This window comes from Archangium violaceum, assembly GCF_016859125.1.
Taxonomy (GTDB): domain Bacteria; phylum Myxococcota; class Myxococcia; order Myxococcales; family Myxococcaceae; genus Archangium; species Archangium violaceum_A.
This window is the reverse complement of sequence record NZ_CP069338.1, coordinates 8,787,528-8,806,714: the sequence shown is the minus strand read 5'-3', so window position 1 is coordinate 8,806,714 and position 19,187 is coordinate 8,787,528. Positions and strand designations below refer to the sequence as shown.

The window sequence follows — 19,187 nt, the reverse complement described above, 5'->3', positions numbered from 1 at the left end:
TCAAATCAATAGGTTACACGACACGAGGTCATTTGCCCGACAGCCGCTTCAGCCAGGCGCGCACGGCTTTTCCCACCTGGGGCAGGGCGTGATGGAAATTGGCCCCGGCGCCTTCCACGACCTCCAGCGTGCCCCCCGCGGCGTCCACGGCCTGGGCCAGCTCCGCCCGGGACAGGGTGGAGTCCAGCTCGCCCACCACCACCAGCAGCCCCCGTCCGAGCCCGGCCAGCTCCCGGGCCTCCACCTCCCTGGGACTCACCAGACACAGGCCCGCCACCTCGGGATGGTGCGCGCGAAGCGCGAGGGCGACCCGGGCACTCCCATGGAGCGCGGCCACCGCCACGGCGGGGGCATGGGCATTCTCCAGCGCCACCTCCAGGGCGGCCCCGGCGTCCTGGACCAGCGCCTCGCCCGAGCCCCGAGTCCCCTGGCTCCCGCCGACGCCGCGGTAGTTGAAGCGCAAGGTGGGGTGGCCGGCCGAGGACGCGGCGAAGGCCAGCTCGGCGCCGATGACATGGTCCATGCCGCCCCCGTCCTCGGGACGGGGCGGGAGGACGAGCAGCGGGGGGCGTTCATCACCCCGATGCGCCATGCCTTCCATCACCTCGGACCCCAGGGGGATGAGCGTGGGACGCTCGAGGAACTGACCTTTGAGGACCATAGAGGGCCTGGAGATTAACCCGGAGTGGGTCCGCGCGCTTCACTCCTGGAGCGCTTCCTCCCGGGCAGTGAACGACAGCCGGGCCTCGCAGGACAGGGGGCTGCCCCCCGCGCACGAGGCACAGCTCGACTTGAGCTCCACCACGCCCCGGGAAAGGGTGTCCAGGTCCTCGAAAACGATGCGCAGGGCCGTGGACTCCAGCTCCTGACCGTCGGCCGATACCAGCACCCGCTCGGCCGAGAAGGAGTCTCCGCTCCCGGCGATGGCCCCCGAGAGCCTCACCGGCGGGGCGTCCCCGAGCCGCCAGCCGCCCTCGGGAGAGTCCATCTCCAGGAAGGCCCGATCGGAGCTCCCGGCCTCCCAGACGGTCCAGATGAAATCGCGGTAGAGGTTGCGCTCCTCCACCCGCGGCGAGGGCGGCGTCCCCCCGAGATAACAGGAGGCCGGAAGCGCCGAGAGAGGCGCGGGATCCACCGCCACGCGGTAGCGCCGGATCTCCTCGCCCCCTCCACAACCGGCGAGCACGGTGAACAGCACCACGGTTCCCAGCTGTCGCATATCAGGTCGCTCCCGCCATTTCCGCCGCGTGCTCCTCGCGGACCCACGCATAGTACCGATCCGTGTTCTCCGGGGTGTGGAAGAGGACGGTGAGCGCCAGACGCCTCTCGTCCCAGAGACTCGTCAACAGTCCCCAGAGGCGGTGGATGAGTTCCCGGCGCTCGGAGGAAGGCACGTCGAAAATCTCCAGGGCCCAATCCCGGCCCGGGAAGTCGCCCTTCGTGGTCCGGTGGTCCGTCCACCTCACGGGCCGCTTCCCGACGATCTCCCTCACCTGCCGGCGGATCTCCTCTCGTTCGTTCACCATGTGGGCTCCTCCCCAAGCACATGCCGGACAATGACCGTGGCCGCCTTCAGTGCCTCCCAGGCATCCTCGACCGTCACGTCTTCCTCCAGATAGTCCGCGGCGATCCGTAGCTCGCGCAGGTCGAACAACTCCTGGCTCGTCCAGTCATCGAGCACCCCGGTCCTACGTGCCTCGTACGGCAGAGGCTCATGCAGGAAGTAATATACACCGGACCTGACTTCTGGAGTAGGGATACCCACTTCGTTCATCGCATGCCAGCACGCATGGTAGGCCGCGTAGTACGCCCGTGAAGCCGCCGCATTGGGGCACGGCTCCTCAACGTCCAGAAGCACACGCGCCGCCGCCAGGTTCTCCCACGCCTTCCGTTCCATCGCCCTTCCCCTCCACCTCCGCCCTTCCTACCGCCCACCTCTGACATGGGGCAGCCCACCCCGACCCCGGCGGTCATCCCGGGCCGCATTGCTCGCGATGCCGCGTGGGCTGCTGCTAACGTGCCGTCGGAAGAACGACGCCTCCTGGAGGCGGAGGACCCATGACCCGCGACGAAGCGCAACGACTGGTGCAGGCGTTCATGAAGTCCCTCGGGCAGCCGAGCGAAGGCCTCAACCCGCAGGGATTCGGTGGAGCGGTGCTCGGCGATGCGCAGCTCTACTTCGAGTACCACTCGGACACGCAGGCGCTCGAGGCGAGCGCGCTCGTCTACAAGTTCCGCGATCCCCCCAAGCCCGGCGTCCTCGAGGGCTTCCGCGCCGAGGAGAAGTCCGGCACGGACACCGGCGGTGGCGCGGTGGACTACGAACCCGAGAACAAGAGCCTCTTCCTGAGCCGTACCTACTCCACGGTGCCACAGGACGCGGCCTTCAAGGAGGACATGCGGCGCCTCACCCAGGCGAGTCTCGTGTGGGGCGACGAGGTGCTGGACCGCGTCGCCTCGCGCGTGTTCAAGCACTGAGGACGAAGGCCTCGGCAGGACGGGCCATCACCCCCGCGAACGACGGTGGAATGGCCCGCCTGGAAGCGACGTCAGGTCGCTCCGGCCATTTCCGCCGCGTGCTCCTCGCGGACCCAGGCGTAGTACCGGTCCGTGTTCTCTGGGGTGTGGAAGATGAGCCTGTCTCATGATTCCCAGGAACAGGCGACCGTGAAGCTCGCGTTGCTCGGAGAAGGGCACGTCGAAGATCTCCAGGGCCCAGTCGCGTCCCGGAAAGTCGCCCTTCGTGGTCCGGTGATCCGTCCACCGCACGGGCCTGTCTCCCACAGCCTCCCTCACCAATTCGACCGTCAAGTCATCCATGACGTAATCCCATGGTAGGCCGCGTAGTACGCCCGCGAGGCCGCCGCGTTGGACACGGTTCCGCTCCATCGCCCTTCCCCTCCCACACCGCTCATTGCTATCACCCACCTCCGACATGGGCTCGCGCGTCCCCACCCGAGCGGTCATCCAAGGCGCTGCTCCGGCGTGGGGTGAGGAGGATGGATGGGTTTCTTGCGGAGGAAGTCGGTGGACGTGGACGCGCCGAAGCCGCGGCGCAACGTGGGCCTCGCGATGGTCACGCTCGATCGGGCGAGGCCGATTCCCGAAGGCGCCCTGCTGGCCTTCCTGCAGGACAACTGGAAGGACCTGCCGCGCCCGAAGGAAATCCGCCACGAGGATGACACGCTGAGCTTCGAGCTGGACGGCGCCGTCGTCACCCTCTCGCTGATGCGCTCCCCCATTCCGTGGGGTGACCTGGAAGGTCCGGCGCGCGCCGCGTGGCACTGGCCCGAGGCCACGGAGCGGTTGAAGGCCCACCTGGGGCACGTCCTCGTCGCCGTGCTGGCGCCCGGGTTGGACCGCGTCTCGACGATGCTCCTGCTCACCCGGGTGGTGGCCGCGGTGGCCGCCACGGCCGATGCCTCCGGCGTGTACTGGGGCGAGGGCCCGGTGGTGAACGCACCGGAGGACTTCATCGAGGAGACCCGGCGCACCTCGCGCGAACGGCTCCCCCTCTACCTGTGGCTCGCCTTCCAACTCGCGCGCAACCCCGATGGCTCCTTCACGCTGTGCACCTCGGGCATGAAGAGCTTCGAGCTCATGGAGCTGGAGTTGGTGGCGTGCCGGACGAAGCCGGCGGAGCTCGTGGACCGGGCCTTCAACTTCGCCCACTACCTGCTGGACCACGGGCCCGTGCTGAAGGACGGGGACACCATCGGCCTGTCGGCGCAGGAGCGCTTCCGCGTCCGGCACCTGCCCTCCGTCGTGGAGCCATCCCGCACGGTGTACCGGATCGACGTGTGAGACGCGCGAGCCCCGCGGACTCGCGCGCGCCGGCTACACGGATGCCATCACGTAGAACTTCAGGTAGCGGCCCTCGGGGAACTGGAGCCGGATCGGATGGTCCGGCGGCTGGTAGCGCTCCTCCACCATGGCGAGATCCACCCCCGCCTTGAAGGCCGCCTCCTTCACCGCGCCCAGGAACGCCTCCGGACCCACGCGCGCCGAGCACGAGGCCGTCGCCAACAGGCCCCCGGGCCGCAGCAGTCCCAAGGCCTGACGGTTCAGCGACGCATACCCGTCGATCGCCGCCTGCACCGCCTTCTGGCTCTTCGCGAACGCGGGCGGGTCCAGGATGATCAGATCGAACGTCCTCCCCTCCTCCCGGAAGGACGCCAGCAGCTTGAACACGTCCGCGGCCAGGAAGTCGTACTTCTCCGCCGGCAGCCCGTTGCGCGTGAAGTTCTCCCGCGCCAGCGCCACGGCATCCGGATCCAGATCCACGGAGAACACGCTCTTGGCCCCACCCAGCGCCGCGTTCACCGAGAACCCGCCGCTGAAGCAGAAGCAGTTGAGCACGTCCCTCCCCTTGGCCAGCCGCCGGATGAGGAAGCGGTTCTCCCGCTGGTCCAGGAAGAAGCCCGTCTTCTGCCCGCGCCACGCATCCACGCCGAACTTCGCGCCCCGCTCGAGGATCTCCAGCACCTCCGGCGCCTTCTCGCCCCAGAGCATCCGCCCCGAGCCCCGGCCCTCGTCGTCCTCCGCGTCGTCCCGGCCCACCTCGTCCCGGCCGATGAGCCCCTTGAGCTCCGGCACCGCCGCCTTCAGCGCCTCGACGATGAGCCCCCGGTACGGCGTGAGCCCCGCCGAGTACAGCTTCAGCACCGCGTACCGGCCATAGAGATCCAACACCACGCCCGGCAGCCCATCCCCCTCGCCGTGGATCAACCGGAAGCTGTCCGTGTCGGTCAGGTCGATCAGGGATCGCCGCTCGGCCAGCGCCTGCTTCACCCGCTGCGCGAAGAAGGCCGCGTCGATGTTCTGCCGCGGGTTGCGCGTCAGCACGCGCACCGCGATGGCCGAGTACGGATCGAAGTACCCGCGCGCCACGAACTTCCCGTTCTCGGCCAGGTCCACCACGCTGCCGGGGGGAATCTTCGGCACCTTGTCCAGCGCCTTGCGGAAGACCCACGGGTGCCCCGCGCGCAGGTGACGGCCCAGTCCCGGGGCCAGCTCCAGCTTGACGACGTTCACGATCCCACTCCTCGACGAGGGGCCCGGCGGGCCCGTTGGGCGAGAATGGCGCGGGCCAGCTCCTCGAAGCCCCGCCCCTCCTCCGCCCGGGTGATGAAGGCCGGCGGCGTGTCGATGCGCTCCAGCACCCGCCGCACGTTGGCCACCCCGACACTCAGGGCGAACTCTCCAAACATCGGGGCATCGTTGAAACTATCCCCGGCATACACGAAGCGCCCATCCCCCGGCTCCAGCCGCAGCCCCCAGGCGAGCTTCAGGAAGCGGCGCACCGCGGAGCGCTTGTCGAAGCGGCCCAGCCAGCAGTTGATGTGCACCGACGAGCGCACCGCCGTCACCCCACGCGCCCGCAGCAGCGCCTCGATCCGCTCGGCCCCCTGCTCGCCCAGCCGCGCCTCCTCGTTGTAGTCCACCGCCAGGTCCACCTCGGTGTAGGCGCTGTCCACGGACAGGCGCGCGCCCGGTACCTGTCGCAGCACGGCCGCCACCTCCGCCTCCAGCCGCCGCCGGTTCGACTCCCGGACGCGCGGAAACTCGGCGTACACCTTGCGCAACCTACCCGCGGGCCCCCGCAGGAAGAACAAACCCCCGTTCTCCGCGACGACGCCCTCCACCGGCAACGTGCGAGCCCAGGCCTCGGCCCAGCCCGCCGGGCGTCCGGTCACCAGCACCAGCTTGAGGCCAGCGTCCGCCAGGCGCTCGAGCGCCCGCACGGTGGTGGAGAGCATCCGGTGCGAGGTGGTCAGGGTGCCGTCGACATCGGTGAAGACCCCTTCCACCCGGGAGAGGTCCGCGTCGCGCAAGGGTCGGGGGGAAGCCATACGGTCCGCCGCACCTACACCCTTCCCGGCTCCACGGGAAGGCCCGGCTGCACCTCGCGTCGGATTCCGGTGCCTCCCCTCCCGCAGAACGAAACCCCCGGGAGGCAGTGCCTCCCAGGGGCCGTTCAGCTCAGCTCGCGTTCAGCGTGCTCGGGACTAGTACTGGCCCTTGAGCGAGGTGCTGGAGTAGGAGCTGTAGCCGCGCAGCATCACGTTGTAGCGGCCAGAGGTGGTCTTCGCGGCGAAGGAGCACGTCTCGCTGTTGCCGCTCTTGTACGGGCGGCAGTCGTACGAGGACGTGGTCGGCTGCGAGCCGAACTTCACGTACATGTCCGCGTCACCCGAGCCACCGCTCAGCGTGAAGGTCACCGCCTTACCGGACGGGACGTCCAGGTAGTAGTGCTTCTCCGAGCCCGAGGCGCCCGAGATGCCGGTGATCGCCACGCCGTTGCTCAGCGGGGTGGACGCGACCGCCACGCCCACGCCCACCGCCTGCCAGGCCTTGGTCACCGCGGCCTGCTCGGCCGAGCCGGAGCCGTAGAGCGTCGCGGCGGCCGACTCCGTGTACGTCTTCGCCTGGGCGAAGGTGGTGGACGACGTGAAGAGGTCCACGTTCGCCTTGTAGAAGATGGCGCCGGCCTTCTGGACGCCGATGCCCGTCACGACGGTGCTCGTCTTGCCGCGCGGGTGCGTACCGCCCTGGCTCAGCAGGTAGAAGGACAGGTTGGCGATACCCGAGTTCCAGTGCACGCCGCCGTTGTCGGAGGTGCCCGTGTAGCGCTCGGGGTAGTAGTCGTAGGACGAGCCGTCCTGCGTCGGGTTGTTCATGTAGCGGAGCGCGTCACCCGCGATGTTCGGCGTCCACACGTCGTCGCCGATCTTCCAGACCGCCGCGTCCACCGTCCAGCCCTTCGTCCATGCCTCGCAGTACGCGCTGAAGATGTCGCTCATGCCCTCGTTGAGCGCGCCGGACTCTTTGGAGTAGGTGAGGTTGGACTCGGAGCTGGTCACCGCGTGGGTCAGCTCGTGCACCGTCACGTCCAGCGACTTGCCCAGCGGCGCGGAGTCCGTGCCGTTGCTGTCGCCGTACACCATCTGGCTGCCGTTCCAGAAGGCGTTGGTGTAGTTGGTGCTGTAGTGCACCGTGCTCTTCAGCTGCGCGCCCGCGTTGTTGTACGAGTCGCGGTTGAAGTTGGTCTTGTAGCAGTTGTAGGTGGTGCCCAGGTGACCGTAGTTCTCGTCGACGTGGGAGTCACCCGTGGTCGCGCCCCCCTCGGAGCGCTTGAGGGTACCCGGCAGGCTGGTGCCGTTGTTGGCCGAGTACACCGCGCGGTTGAGCGCCGAGTGGATGTCCGTGGCCACCCCCTCGATGGAGCCATCCTGCGCGCTCACGTACACGTGATCCCGGATGGGCAGATCCAGGCCCTCGCCCGTCACCACCACCTCGTAGATCAGCTTCAGCTTGTTGTCCTTGCTGGAGCGCACGTACGCCAGGCGCGGCGCGCCCTCGATCTCCAGGTGGCGGCCCGTGGTGGCGTTCAGGGCGGCGATCCCCGCGGCGCTCGAGTCGATGCGCGCCTTGGCGGGAGCCAGCTCGCCGTCACGCGCCGAACCGTTGGCCGCGAAGATGACGCCCTCGATGTCCTGGTGGACGATGAGCTCGCCACCGAGCACCGGCAGCCCGTTCTTCGTCTGGCTGTAGCGGATGTGGGTGTTGCCCTGCTCGTCCGTGCGGATGCTCTTCGTCACCAGATCCGAGGACTGCAGGCGGAACACCGCGGCGATGTTCGACAGCGACGAGCCCGCGGCGAGGCTCTGGGCCCCGCTCAGCCGGCCCTCGATCATGAAGGGGAGACCGTCATCGTGCGAGCCCACGACGCGGGCGGAGGGCAGCGCCGCCAGCGCGGCCTGGACGTCACCGAGGGAGTCGGCGGCCTCGTCGAACTTCTGGGCGCCATCGGGCAGCTGCGAGTTGTCGGCCTCGCAGGCGGCAAGGGGAAGGGCGAGCAGCGCTGCAGCAAGGAAGCGGGTACGAACCAAGGGGGGACTCCTCCTGGCCAACGGCGGCTTGCCGTTGGACGCGGGACTCCTGAGCAGGAATCGCGCCAGCTTCGCAAATCCCGAGAATATGAGCCTTTGGGATTTCCCCTACGCTCCGGATGGAGCGTGGATGTCGCATCCCCCGCACTTCCGAAAGTAATGGAAGTTTACACATTCAAAGGAAAGCCTTCGGATTCCAGCGGCTTTCAGGGCATGCGCGGGAGGTGTCCTGATAAGGGACAGAGGTGTCCTGATTCCTGACAACGCTCCGTTTCCCATACAGGGCGTGTCCGGCGACACACATCCACATGTATACGGACGAATGTATACCCTTCAATCGTTTGAGATGCAAATAAACCAAGGGGACGGCCGTCACCTCCCGCGGTGACTCACATCATGTCCAGGAGGGCCAGCAGGGACTGGAGCGTGGCGATGGTGGAGTCCAGCTCGGCGCCGGAGAGCTGGGCGAGCTGAAGCTTGCGCGCCTTGCGCAGGAAGGCATCGAGCCGGGGATCGCGCCCGTAGAGGGACTGGGCGCTGGCGGCCGCCTCGGCCAGGGCCTTCGCCGCCCCGGAGGGATCCGAGCTCTCGAGGGCCAGGGCCCGCTCCAACCGCACGCCGCAGCCGGCCCACACCTCGCGGTCATGGGCGAGGAGCACCTGCCGCTGGTTCACGCTGGAGAGCGAGCGCACGAAGGCGTCCAGCTCCTCCACCAGCGACAGCACATCCTGATTGAGCGGGGCGTCCTGGATGGCCAGCTTCCCCACCCTGCCCCGCAGCTCGATGATGTGCCGCTTGTCCTGCGCGCGCAGGTGCTTGTACGCGGCGGTGCGGCCGAAGGCATCCAGCTCCGTCTGCAGCTGCTGGGCGTTCCACTGTACGTCCTCGGGCTCGGCCTCGCGCACCTTGGACAGCCGCGCCGAGACGATGCGCGACAGATCCGCCACGATGGCGCGCACCATCACCGCCGCCTTCACCTCGGCCTCGTGGCCGGGCACCACCTGCTGCCGTGTCACCGGCCCGAAGGCACTGGCGGACTCGAAGACGAGGTTGCCGATCTGCTCGCGGAAGCGCTCGCGCAGCCGTTGGATCTCCGCCAGCAGCGTCCACCGGTCCGACACGACAGCGGGGTTGCGCATCGTCTCGCCGAGCTGGGTGACGCCCTGGGCGAGCTGCTGCATCCACCCCTGGAGGAGCTCGGAGGCGTCCTTGGCCCGCCGCGCCTCCACGGTGGCCGCCAGGAGCGGCCCGGGGCCCGCGGGGGTCGCTCCGGCCGAGCGCGCCGAGAACTGCTCGCGGATGACGTTGAGCAGCCCGTTGACGTCCACCACCGTGTCCCGGATGACGGGGGCCATCTCCTCCCAGAGCGACAGGTCCGGGCTCTCGTCCACGTGAGCGGTCTCGTACTTCAGCAGATCCAGATCGCTCAGGCGGGTGATGGCCTGGCTCGCGGCGCCGTAGACCTTGCGCAGTCGCTCGGAGAAGGAGCGATCGGACAGGGATTGGAGCAGCTCTTCGAGCCTGGGAGAGAGAATGGGTGAAGGAGTCGCGGCATCCACGGCGCGCCCACTCTAACGAGTCCCGCGAGGCGCGTCGCGGACTTCGGCTCCCGGAGCGTGCGGATCCTGGCACTTTCCCCGGGGCGCGGATGCTCGACTTTCATGGGGAGTGCGGACTAAGCACGCGCGCGCATGATCCAGGTTCTGCTCCTGAACGAAGGCAAGGCCCTCACCGGCGGTGAGGAGCTGCTCGACCAACCCGGCCCCAAGTGGATCGACGTCGTCCAGCCGACGGAAGAGGTGATGAAGCGGCTCGGGGATCGCTACGGCCTGCACAAGCTGGCCATCGAGGACTGCCTCCACCTGGACCAGCGGCCCAAATTGGAGGAGTACCCGAATCATCAGTTTCTCGTACTGCAAGGATTTACCGCGAAGGATGGGAACGTCTGCGAGCTGACGCTGCACGAGCACCACTTCTTCCTGGGGCCAGAATGGCTCATCAGCGTCCACGAGCTGCCCTTCGAGGGGATGGAGGCGGTGCGGCAGCGGGTGCTGATCGATCCGCAGACGATGATCGGGCGAGGGCTGGACTTCCTGCTGTACCTGCTGACGGACGCGATGGTGGACCGGAACTTCCCCATCCTGGACCGATTCAACGACGAGCTGGAGGACCTGGAGTCGGCGGTCTTCGAGAACCCCCAGTCGGAGCAGTTGCAACGCATCTTCGAGATGAAGCGGGCGCTGGTGACCCTGCGCAAGGTGCTGTCACCGCAGCGGGACGTGCTGGGCCTGCTGGCGAGGCGGGGCATCCCCAACGTGGGCGAGCGCACGGCGCTGTACTTCCGCGACGTGTACGACCACCTGGTGCGGCTGTACGAACAGATCGACGCGGGGAGGGATCTGCTGGGCAACGTCATGGATGGCTACCTGTCCATGGTGGCCAACCGGACCAACGACATCACCAAGCAGCTCACCATCTTCGCCACCATCTTCCTGCCCCTGTCCTTCATCACGGGGTTCTTCGGACAGAACTTCGACTTCCTGTCACACACGGGGTTCTTCTGGTTGATGATGGTGTCGGTGGTCGGGCTGCCCGTGACCCTGTTGTTCTGGTTCAAGAGCAAGCAGTGGATTTGAGACCCAGGAGGAGCCCATGCCCACCCTCACCCTCGACGGTGTACCCCTGCACTACCGCGACGAAGGCCGCGGGCTGCCGGTGCTGCTGTTCCACGCGTTCCCGCTGAACGGGGACGCCTACGCGAAGCAGGTGAAGGCGCTGTCGGAGCGCTACCGCTTCATCATCCCGGACATCCGTGGCCTCGGGCGGAGCGGTGTGGGCGAGGGCCCCACGGAGATGTCGCGCATCGCCCAGGACGCGCTGGCGCTGCTGGATGCGTTGAAGGTGGAGTCGGCGGTGGTGGGTGGGGTGTCCATGGGTGGATACGCCAGCATGGCGCTGCTGCGGGAGGACGCGGGGCGCGTGCGGGGACTGGTGCTGGTGGACACGCAGGCCACGGCGGATGACGAGGCGGGACGCGCGCGGCGGGAGGCCTCGGCCCAGGAGGCGCTGCGGGAGGGCCCCGAGGCGTCGGTGCGAGCGCTGCTGCCGAAACTGGTGGCGACGGGAGCGGACTCGGAGGTGGGGCGCGAGGTGGCGGCGCTCATCCGGACGGCCAGCCCCGCGGGGCTCGCGGCGGCACAGCGGGGCATGGCGCTGCGGCCGGACAGCAAGGACATCCTCGCGCGCTACGCCGGCCCCGCGCTGGTGGTGGTGGGCGAGAAGGATCCGATAACGCCCCTGGAGAAGGCGAAACAGATGGCGGACCTCATCTCCGGAGCCCGGCTGGAGGTGATTCCGGACGCGGCCCACCTGCCCAACCAGGAGCAGCCGGAGAAGTTCAACGCGGTGCTCGACAGCTTCCTGTCGGGCCTCTGAGCGTCCCGCGCGAACGCCAGGGGTGCGCTTCGTGCGCACCTCACCGCAGGGCAGCCCCCTTGATGCCGGCGAGCCTCGTGACGACCTTCGGCGCTTCGATGGGGTCGGCGAGGGAGGGGCACGGAGTGACGCGAGGAGCGGGTCGCGAGGGAAGCCTCAAGGGGACGTGCGGACTGTTCACCTGCCTGCTCCTGCTCGCCTGCGAGCCGGAGATGCCCGCCGCGGACAGGCCCGCCGATGAACAGTCCCCTCAGCAGGTGTCGCAGCCCGCCCCGGTTCCGGAGGAACCATCGCCTCCGCCGCAATCCTCGCCACCCGCTCCCACGCCGCCCACACCACCGCCACCGGTGCCCTCGGGCCGTAGTTGGTACGTGAGCACGAAGGGCTCGGACACCGGCGCGGGCACGCTCGAGGCCCCGCTGCGCACCATTGGCCGGGCGGCGACGCTCGCGAAACCGGGCGAGCTCATCCGGGTGCTCCCCGGGGTGTACCCGGAGGAGCTCGTCCTCGAATCGCGAGGCACGGACGTCGCCCCCATCTCCCTGCGCGGAGAGGGCTCGCCCCGCCCTACCCTCGTCCCGAAGGACAAGGTGCGCAGCGCGGTCATCCGCGTGCAGGGGCGCTGGAACCTGGAGAACCTGCACATCGACGTGGGCGGCGCGCGGATGTTCGCCGTCCTCTTCGACGCCACCGCCAACCAGTCCATCCTGTCCGGAAGCGAGCTTCGTGCAGGCACCTCCGGCGCGGGGGTGTACCTGGAGGGCGCGCGGGACATCACGATCCAGAACAACACCCTCCACCACTTCATCAAGCCGGGAGATGACGCCCATGGCGTGGTGGTGGTGGGGCCGTCCCGGAACATCGTCATCCGGTCCAATGACATCCATCACAACTCGGGTGACTCCATCCAATGTCAGGCGGGTACCGCCCCGGCCGAAAGCGTGCTCATCGAGGGCAATACGCTGCATGACGAGGGCGAGAACGGAGTGGACATCAAGCAATGCCTGCGCGTCACCGTGCGTGACAATGTCATCTCCGGGTTTCCCAACACGGCCATCCGCGCGGCCGGCTCCTCGGCCGGAGAGGCCGTGGTCATCCATGCATCCGCCCGGGACATCCTCATCCAGGGCAACTCCATCTCCCGCGCGGGCCGCGGTGTCTCCGTCCTGAATGGCGGCACCCCGGTCGAGAACGTCCGGGTGGAGGGCAATCACTTCCGGGACATCCGCAACATCCCCGCGGGCAACGGGCAAGGCATCCGCATCGCGGGCGCCAGGAACGTGAAGGTGGTGGACAACATCCTCGAGAACACGGCCAGCTACGGGCTGATGCTGGCCGCCGATGGCGGGGTGGTCACCGGACTCGAGGTCAGGAACAACTTCCTGCGCGGCGGCTCGCAACCGCTGCTCCTCCGCCTGGGGGCCGAGCGCTTCCGCCCGGGGCTCGTCCAGCGGGAGAACCACTACGCCCTCGGTGGCGTCCTGAAAGCCGATGGCGAGGACTTCCCCGGGGAGCAGCTCACCATCTCGTCACCGGAGAAGCTCGAGGTGTGGCGGCGGGTGCTCGGGGTGGACCAGGGGGCCACCGTGCTGGAGTGAACCCCGGCGAGCGGCCCGCCTGGAGCCGATTCACTGCTGGCAGCTGGCGAAGCCGCCGCTCTCGGTGCACGTGATGCACGTCCTGGACAGCACCAGGATCCCCATGCGGCACTCCAGGATGCCCTTGCCGTCGGCCGTGCACAGGCCACGGCCCTCGGCGGACGCCGCGCACGCGTCCCCCTCGACGTTGCCGCTCATGTCACAGGTGATGGAGTTACCGGACTCGTCGCACCCCGAGGCGCCCCTGCAGGGCAGCTCACGCCATACCCTGTCGCGGCACTCGAGGGCCGCGTTCTCCGAGGCACACATGTAGCCCGCGCCCTCGCACGAGTCGCCCGCCTTGGTGCCACAGGCGGAGAGCAGGAGGGAGCCGATCAACAACGAGAACAGGACGGGGGGGCGGTTCATCACGGCGCCGACGATTCCAGGCGCCGCGAGTCCGGTCAACCCATGTCACTCCCCGAGCGTCTCGCGGAAGTACCTTCGGAAATTGTCCCCGAGGATACGCTCCACGAGCGCCTCCGGATGACGGCGCAGCAGGACCTCGGTGAGCTTGGGGAGGTCCGTCACGTCGCGGATGCCCTTGGGCATGGCCACCATGCCGTCGTAGTCCGAGCCGATTCCCACGCCCGCCTCGCCCATCACGTTCAGTGCGTGCTCGATGTGCCGGACGACATCGTCGATGGCATCTCCCCCCAGGTACACGGGGGCGAGGATGATGCCCACCACCCCTCCCCTGTCCGCGATGCGGCGCAGCGCCTCGTCCGAGAGGTTGCGCCAGCCGCCACCCGCCCCGCGCACCCCCGTGTGCGAGGAGAAGACGCGGGCGGTGGGGTGGGCCAGGATGTCCTCCAGCGTCCGCTCGGAGGCATGGGCCACGTCCACGCTCATGCCCACCCGGACCATCTCCTCCAGCACCGCCTGGCCCAACGGCGACAGGGGCCGGTTGCCCATGAGCGGGAAGGAGGAGCCCCCCGCCTCGTTGTTGGACAGGTGGGTGAGACCCATGAAGCGCACGCCCCGCTGGTACAGCTCGGCCACCCGCTCCACCCGGCCCTCGATGGCGTGAGCACCCTCGATGCCGATCACCGCCGACAGCCGCCCCTGGGCGAGGTTCTCCTCCAGCGCCGCCCCCGAGGTGGTGATGCGCACCTGCCCATCGGAGCGGCGGCAGAACTCGGCCAGCCGGTCCACCTGCCACACGGCGCGCGTCCACTCGTTGGCACGGGCCTCCCGGGGCCAGCCCCTCCAGGCGGCGAAGGCCTCGAAGCCTCCGATGAAGGGGAAGCCGCGGGTCACCACGGTGAAGCACTGCAACTTCATCCCCACCTCACGCAGGCGGGGGAAGTCCACGTGGCCATCGGCGGAGCGCTCGCAGAGATCCCTGTTCCACATCAACGAGTCCGCGTGCCCATCCGCGATGCACCAGCGCTTGTGAAGCTCGAGCACGTCACGCGTCGTCAGAGCCATGGCACCAGTCTCGGCGCTCCGCCTCCCCATCACAAGCGTTCCGGCGAGGCCCTGTCACAAAGCAACGGCCCCCGCCCGGAGGCGGAGGCCGCGTCCCCACGACGTGCGCGGGATTACTTCTTCTGCTTGCCCGGGTGCTGCGCGCTCTGCTTCGTCACGTCGATGCTGCGCAGGACCATCTGGCCGTTCTCCATCTGGTAGGAGGCACGGACCTCGTCACCGGGCTTCAGGTCGGACAGGGCCACCGGCTTGTCGTCCCGGGTCACCTGGACCTGCTGGTTCGCCTGGAAGCTCATCAGCTGGTTGTTCTTGTCCGGGACGATCAGCGTGAGGTCGCTGGAGGACGCGGACTTGATGGTGCCCTTCACCTCCTCGGCCTTGGCATCGGAGTTGGCCATGCCGCTACCACCCGTGGCCTCCTCGTTCTGGTTGGCGGCCTGCTCCTGCTGAGCCTGGGCCAGATCCTTCTGCTCCTCGTTCAGTTCCCGCTGCGCCTCGTTCACATCCTGCTGCGCATCCTGGCGCGTCTCGGCGACCTCGGTGTTCACGCTGTGCTGCGCCTGCCCCAGCTCGCTCTGGGCCTCGGCCACATCCTCGCGCTCCGACTGGACCTCGCTCCTCTGCTGGCAGCCCGTCACGAGACCCAGCCCCGCCACCGCCGCCACCGCCATCATGAGCTTCCGCATGTCGACCGCTCCTTTCAGTTCCCAACCCGGGAGGTCACCCCCGGTGTGTGGCGGGAAACTGGTGGCCTGCCCCGCGGCTGCACAGCCTTGACCGAGCGAGAGCGCGGGCCCAGGGGTGCCGGCCAGGGCGCGGGACGCTCGGGCGCCTGCCTGCTGGAGACGGGAAGGATTTCGCGGACTTCCCCGCATTGCCCTCGGGTTCAGGTCCCCGGGTCGGGGGTTCCGCCATCATCGCAGGAGGGAGAACCCCCGGACGCCCATCTGTCGATGAGGGAGCGCTCATCCTCGGTGGGCTCGGGGAGACCTCTCGAGGGGGGCGGCATGTCGCGATAGGTGACGACGCGGGCATGGATGCGGGGCGCCATCAGCTTCGCTCCGGCCACACCCCCATCGGCCTCGTACATATCCAACCGGAAGTCGGCCCGGCCACTCCCACTCGTGTCCGCCCCGTGGCACGAGGACACGCAGTTGGCCGCGAGGATGGGTTGGATGTCCTGGCACCAGGTGGGCACCGGCCCGTCGTTGGGGTCGGTGACACCGGGCGCGTTGAGCACCTCGCAGGTGCGCCCCGCGCCCGGACGTGCCGCGACGCAGGTATAGGACTTGGGGCAATCGGCGATGGAGGCGCACGACTTGCCGGAGAAGTCGGGGGCCTCGATGGTGCAGCCGGCGACCGCGGCGGCGCAGAGGCCCAGGAGGCTCAGGTGGATGCGGTTCATGGGTGCCCTACGGAGTACCACCATCGGAGCAGAACGGAGTACCGCCAGCGATCCACCGCGTGAGGAGCTCCCGCTGGGCCTCCGAGGGAGCGGGGACGCCCGCGTCCGCGGGCGGCATCGTCTGTTGATCCACGGCGCGGGCCTTGAGGCGCGCGGCCATGTCCCGGGCCCCGAGCACCCCGCCACTGGCCTCGTACATATCCAACCGGAAGCTCGAGTTGCCACTGCCCGTCGTGTCCGCGCCATGGCACGAGGACACGCAGCTGGCGGCGAGGACGGGCCGGATGTCCTGACACCAGGTGGGCACCGGCCCGGCGTCGGAAGTGCCCGCGTCGGTCTCCTGGGGGCGAGGGGGGTACATCACCTCGCAGGAGGCCTGGCCCGCGGAGACCGTCACGCAGCGGTAGGACTCGGGGCATTCGGAGTCGTCCGAGCAGGCATGTCCCGGCCCGGCGTTCTCGGAGATGAAGCAGCCGGCGGCCGCCACGACACAGACGGGCACCAGGGATTTCAGGAGGACGCGCATGGAGAAGAGTCCCTCGAAGTGAGGGGGAGATAGTATGCGAAGAACCCATGGACGCACCGCCGCCCAGGCATCGGCACCTTCCAGACGCGCTCTGTGCGGGAGCCATCCTCCTCACGGGGCTGCTCACGCTCCTGCCCGGCCTGGACCATCCGGGCATCCACAACTGGGACGAGGCCATCCACCTCGTCGTCTCGCGCGGCTTGATGGACACGCCGCTCCGGCCCCACGTCTACGCCGAGCCCTTCCACGGCCCGGCCCTCGACGATTGGATCAACGGCGGGCTCTGGCTCCACAAGCCGCCAGGCTCCCTGTGGTTCGCGGCGCTCTGCATGCGACTGGTGGGGGTCGGCACGGGAGCGGCCCGCTTCGGCTCCGTGCTCGGCATGCTGAGCGCGGCGCTGGGCGTCTTCTTCCTCATGCGCTCGGCCGCCGGGCGCTTCTGGTCCACGCTCGCCGCCTGCGCCCTGCTCACCCTGCCCTTCACCTACGAGCTCACCCAGGGCTTCATGTTCGGAGACCTGACCGACACCACGCTCGCGGGCTGTCTCGCGCTGGCGATGGTGCTGCTCGTCGCGTCCATCCGGCGTGATTCGCTCCCGCTGGCGGCGCTTGCGGGGATCGCCGTGGGCCTCGGCTACCTGTGCAAGAGCACGCTGGCGCTGACTCCGGTGGGCGTGGCGGGAGTGCTGACCGCGGGCCGGTTGTTCGGGCTCACCGCCGGCCCCAGGCCACGCCAGCTCGCCCTCCTCCTCGCGTGCGCGGCCGTCGTGGCGCTCCCGTGGTCGCTCTACGCGCAGCGCGCCTACCCCGAGCTCTGGGCCATCGAGTCGCACGTCACCCGGAGCCACCTGTTCCTCGACGAGGCCCGGAGGAACCCGTCCATCGTCATGTGGATCCGCCCGATGGACGCGATCTTCAATGAGATCCACATGCGCACCCTGGAGCCCTTCCCGGTGGCGCTGCCGCTGCTCGCCGGGCTCTGGCTCCTCTACCGGGCGCTGCGCACCCGCGAGCTCGAGCTCCTCGCGGTGGCGCTGTGGCTGTGGCCCACCTGGCTCGTCCTCTCGTTCGCGGCGGCGAAGGTCCCGGCGACGAGCTGGGGCGCGGTCACGGCGGTGTTCTGCGCGCTGGCGCTGCTCCTGCGCGACAGCTTCCGCCGACCGGTGCTCGCGGCCGCGGTGGTGGGCGCGCTCTCCACCCCCTTCCTGCTCAAGAGGCTGGCCTTCCTCGAATCCGTACGCACCCGGCTGCCGGCCGCGCTCGCCGAGACCCGGAGCGACGACTACGCGCTCTTCGAGGGCCTCTGCCTCACGCTCGCACTGGCGCTCGTCGAGGGCGCCCTGCTCCTCCTCCCTCGCACCCGCCGGCACCTCTCGCTCGGGCTCGGACTGGCGTGTGGTGCGTTCGCGCTCTACTTCCTCGTCCCGCGTACCGTGCTCGCACACCAGAAGATGCGGGCGGCCAGACTCGACGTGGGCGAGCGGACGAGCACGAAGGAGGCGGGACTCGCCGCGGCGAAGCTCCTCCCGGAGAAGGCGATCGTCTGGATGAACATCCAGACGGACGCGCCGGAGCAGTTCGAGCAGCACAACTTCATGTTCTGGAGCGGCCGGATGGCGTTCAAGGGAAGCCCGAGACTGGAGTGGGGCCAGACCCGGGGCTACCGGCACTACCTCGCCTCACCGGCGGCCGAGCCCTTCGCGCCCCTGGACGTACCGGCTGGCTCGGCGCTGCGCCTGTACGATCTCTCCACGCCCGCGCCGCTCCCGGAGCTGCCACCCGGAGCACAGCGCCTGGACGTGGAGACCGTCAACGTGCGGGTGAAGGGCGTGGCGTTCGTCCGCACCGGTCAGACGCGAGACCGGTGGGCCTTCTTCGTCGCGCCGCGCGGCGAGCCAGCCACCCTCTCCGTCACGTTCCACCTGAAGGGCGGGTCACGCCAGACGATGCTCCTCAAACCAGAGGCCGCCCTGCGCCACCGGACGACCCTCAAGGACGCTGCGTGGTTCATCATCCCCGTCCTGGGCCCGCGGGCGGACGAGGTGGAGAAGCTCGAGCTGCCCGGGATGAAGACCCCGGTTGCGCTCGGTGGCTGACCTGGCGCGACCCGGCCTCAGAAGCGGAACGTGAGGCTCGCCTTCTCGGCCGCGGGCTCCGGGAGCAGCTCCAGCACGAGCCCATAGAGGACGGTCACCCCCGCCACGGCGTAGAGCACGTTGGCGGTGGCGGCGTTGGCGCGAGCCCGATCGAGCGCGGCGGTGGACTCGCGCGCCGAGGAGAGGGTCCGGGCGCGATTCGACTCCCCCTGGGCGAGGTAGCCGAACCCAGCGCCCCCGAGGAGCAACACGCCCCCGGCGACGAAGGCATACCGGTGACCGTAGAGACCAGAGGGAGCCTGAGCGGGGGCATCCGGGGCGCGGGGCGACTCGGCTACGGCGGGCAGCCCGAGCGTCAGCACCAGCGCGGAGGCCACGAGCCTGCTTCGAACGGAGAACATGCCCCCGAGTATAGCGAGAGGTGGCGGAAGCGAGGGATTTGGGTGCAGGCGCAGATGGCACCCTATAAGCGCCTCGGCAGTGAGTGCCCTCCTGCCCTCATCACCCCTCAGCGTGCCATCATTCGCCAATAGATACGCCCATGACATCCATCTGCACACGAGTCCGGATCCCAGGACCCATCCGATATATGTCGTGGACTCCCGAAACCGGGGAGGTCGTGAGCGACCTGGAGCGACTCATCGCTCGCGATGTGGTGCGCATTATCTTTTCTTCATGTCCTACGATAATTTCGACATCGCCGCGGGGGTGTCCCACGCGCTCGACAACGACTTGCGTGCTGTCGATGGCTGCCCAAGCCCTCTG

Annotated in this window: 20 protein-coding genes; 6 read left to right on the top strand and 14 right to left on the bottom strand. The window is 68.9% G+C overall.

The annotated features are described in order from the left end of the window. Positions 1-28 precede the first annotated feature (28 nt). The 4 genes from JQX13_RS37440 to JQX13_RS37425 are packed head-to-tail and all read right to left on the bottom strand — an operon-like array spanning position 29 to position 1,897. Positions 29-661 (bottom strand): alpha/beta hydrolase, encoded by a 633-nt coding sequence (locus JQX13_RS37440; RefSeq protein WP_203404219.1) that lies wholly within the window; start codon positions 659-661, stop codon positions 29-31. 39 nt (positions 662-700) lie between these two features. Next, on the bottom strand, positions 701-1,219 hold the full coding sequence (locus JQX13_RS37435) for a hypothetical protein (RefSeq protein WP_203404218.1): 519 nt from the start codon (positions 1,217-1,219) through the stop codon (positions 701-703). Between the two features lies 1 nt (position 1,220). After that, entirely contained in the window at positions 1,221-1,526 is a 306-nt protein-coding gene (locus JQX13_RS37430; RefSeq protein ID WP_203404217.1) for a hypothetical protein, read from the bottom strand. After that, on the bottom strand, positions 1,520-1,897 hold the full coding sequence (locus tag JQX13_RS37425) for a HEPN domain-containing protein (protein WP_203404216.1): 378 nt from the start codon (positions 1,895-1,897) through the stop codon (positions 1,520-1,522). The genes JQX13_RS37430 and JQX13_RS37425 overlap by 7 nt, the downstream gene beginning before the upstream one ends. 161 nt (positions 1,898-2,058) lie before the next feature. On the opposite strand from JQX13_RS37425, the gene JQX13_RS37420 reads away from it, so the two are divergent. Together JQX13_RS37420 and JQX13_RS37415 are read left to right on the top strand one after the other, a co-directional pair. After that, positions 2,059-2,478, top strand: coding sequence for a type III secretion system chaperone (locus tag JQX13_RS37420; RefSeq protein ID WP_203404215.1), 420 nt, complete (start codon positions 2,059-2,061; stop codon positions 2,476-2,478). A 525-nt stretch (positions 2,479-3,003) separates the two neighbouring features. Then, positions 3,004-3,804: a DUF4261 domain-containing protein gene (locus JQX13_RS37415; protein WP_203404214.1), complete on the top strand. Its 801-nt coding sequence runs from the start codon at positions 3,004-3,006 to the stop codon at positions 3,802-3,804. 33 nt (positions 3,805-3,837) lie between these two features. On the opposite strand, the gene JQX13_RS37410 is transcribed toward JQX13_RS37415, so the two are convergent. The 4 genes from JQX13_RS37410 to JQX13_RS37395 all read right to left on the bottom strand — a co-directional run bounded on the left by JQX13_RS37410 (position 3,838) and on the right by JQX13_RS37395 (position 9,451). Then, positions 3,838-5,034, bottom strand: a complete 1,197-nt coding sequence (locus JQX13_RS37410; RefSeq protein ID WP_203404213.1) for a class I SAM-dependent rRNA methyltransferase — start codon at positions 5,032-5,034, stop codon at positions 3,838-3,840. Next, positions 5,031-5,852 carry an HAD-IIB family hydrolase gene (locus JQX13_RS37405; protein WP_203404212.1) on the bottom strand — a complete coding sequence of 274 codons (822 nt, stop codon included), beginning with the start codon at positions 5,850-5,852 and terminating at the stop codon, positions 5,031-5,033. The genes JQX13_RS37410 and JQX13_RS37405 overlap by 4 nt, the downstream gene beginning before the upstream one ends. A gap of 156 nt (positions 5,853-6,008) precedes the next feature. Continuing rightward, positions 6,009-7,892, bottom strand: a complete 1,884-nt coding sequence (locus JQX13_RS37400; protein ID WP_203404211.1) for a M4 family metallopeptidase — start codon at positions 7,890-7,892, stop codon at positions 6,009-6,011. A 389-nt stretch (positions 7,893-8,281) separates the two neighbouring features. Continuing rightward, positions 8,282-9,451, bottom strand: coding sequence for a hypothetical protein (locus JQX13_RS37395; protein WP_203404210.1), 1,170 nt, complete (start codon positions 9,449-9,451; stop codon positions 8,282-8,284). A 132-nt stretch (positions 9,452-9,583) separates the two neighbouring features. Between JQX13_RS37395 and corA the strand changes: the two genes are divergently transcribed. The 3 genes from corA to JQX13_RS37380 all read left to right on the top strand — a co-directional run bounded on the left by corA (position 9,584) and on the right by JQX13_RS37380 (position 12,925). Further along, on the top strand, positions 9,584-10,528 hold the full coding sequence (gene corA / locus JQX13_RS37390; RefSeq protein WP_203404209.1) for a magnesium/cobalt transporter CorA: 945 nt from the start codon (positions 9,584-9,586) through the stop codon (positions 10,526-10,528). Positions 10,529-10,544: 16 nt separating this feature from the next. After that, the gene (locus tag JQX13_RS37385) at positions 10,545-11,327 is read left to right on the top strand and encodes an alpha/beta fold hydrolase (RefSeq protein ID WP_203404208.1); all 783 of its coding nucleotides are present in this window, start codon (positions 10,545-10,547) and stop codon (positions 11,325-11,327) included. A 125-nt stretch (positions 11,328-11,452) separates the two neighbouring features. After that, positions 11,453-12,925: a right-handed parallel beta-helix repeat-containing protein gene (locus tag JQX13_RS37380; protein WP_239014090.1), complete on the top strand. Its 1,473-nt coding sequence runs from the start codon at positions 11,453-11,455 to the stop codon at positions 12,923-12,925. Between the two features lie 30 nt (positions 12,926-12,955). Here the strand turns inward: JQX13_RS37380 and JQX13_RS37375 are convergent, their stop codons facing one another. From JQX13_RS37375 to JQX13_RS37355, 5 genes are all read right to left on the bottom strand, one after another. Next, a complete protein-coding gene (locus JQX13_RS37375; RefSeq protein WP_239014089.1) occupies positions 12,956-13,372 on the bottom strand; it encodes a hypothetical protein in 417 nt (138 codons plus the stop codon). A 6-nt stretch (positions 13,373-13,378) separates the two neighbouring features. Then, positions 13,379-14,395, bottom strand: a complete 1,017-nt coding sequence (locus tag JQX13_RS37370) for a dipeptidase (RefSeq protein WP_203404207.1) — start codon at positions 14,393-14,395, stop codon at positions 13,379-13,381. Positions 14,396-14,508: 113 nt separating this feature from the next. Then, the gene (locus tag JQX13_RS37365; RefSeq protein WP_203404206.1) at positions 14,509-15,081 is read right to left on the bottom strand and encodes a hypothetical protein; all 573 of its coding nucleotides are present in this window, start codon (positions 15,079-15,081) and stop codon (positions 14,509-14,511) included. Between the two features lie 200 nt (positions 15,082-15,281). Further along, complete coding sequence (locus JQX13_RS37360; RefSeq protein WP_203404205.1) at positions 15,282-15,800, bottom strand: hypothetical protein; 519 nt, start codon at positions 15,798-15,800, stop codon at positions 15,282-15,284. Between the two features lie 7 nt (positions 15,801-15,807). After that, positions 15,808-16,326, bottom strand: a complete 519-nt coding sequence (locus tag JQX13_RS37355) for a hypothetical protein (RefSeq protein WP_239014088.1) — start codon at positions 16,324-16,326, stop codon at positions 15,808-15,810. Between the two features lie 47 nt (positions 16,327-16,373). Here JQX13_RS37355 and JQX13_RS37350 point away from each other — a divergent pair, with 47 nt between their 5' ends. After that, a complete protein-coding gene (locus JQX13_RS37350; RefSeq protein ID WP_203404204.1) occupies positions 16,374-18,422 on the top strand; it encodes an ArnT family glycosyltransferase in 2,049 nt (682 codons plus the stop codon). Positions 18,423-18,439: 17 nt separating this feature from the next. On the opposite strand, the gene JQX13_RS37345 is transcribed toward JQX13_RS37350, so the two are convergent. Next, positions 18,440-18,823 (bottom strand): hypothetical protein, encoded by a 384-nt coding sequence (locus JQX13_RS37345; protein WP_203404203.1) that lies wholly within the window; start codon positions 18,821-18,823, stop codon positions 18,440-18,442. Positions 18,824-19,187 lie beyond the last annotated feature (364 nt).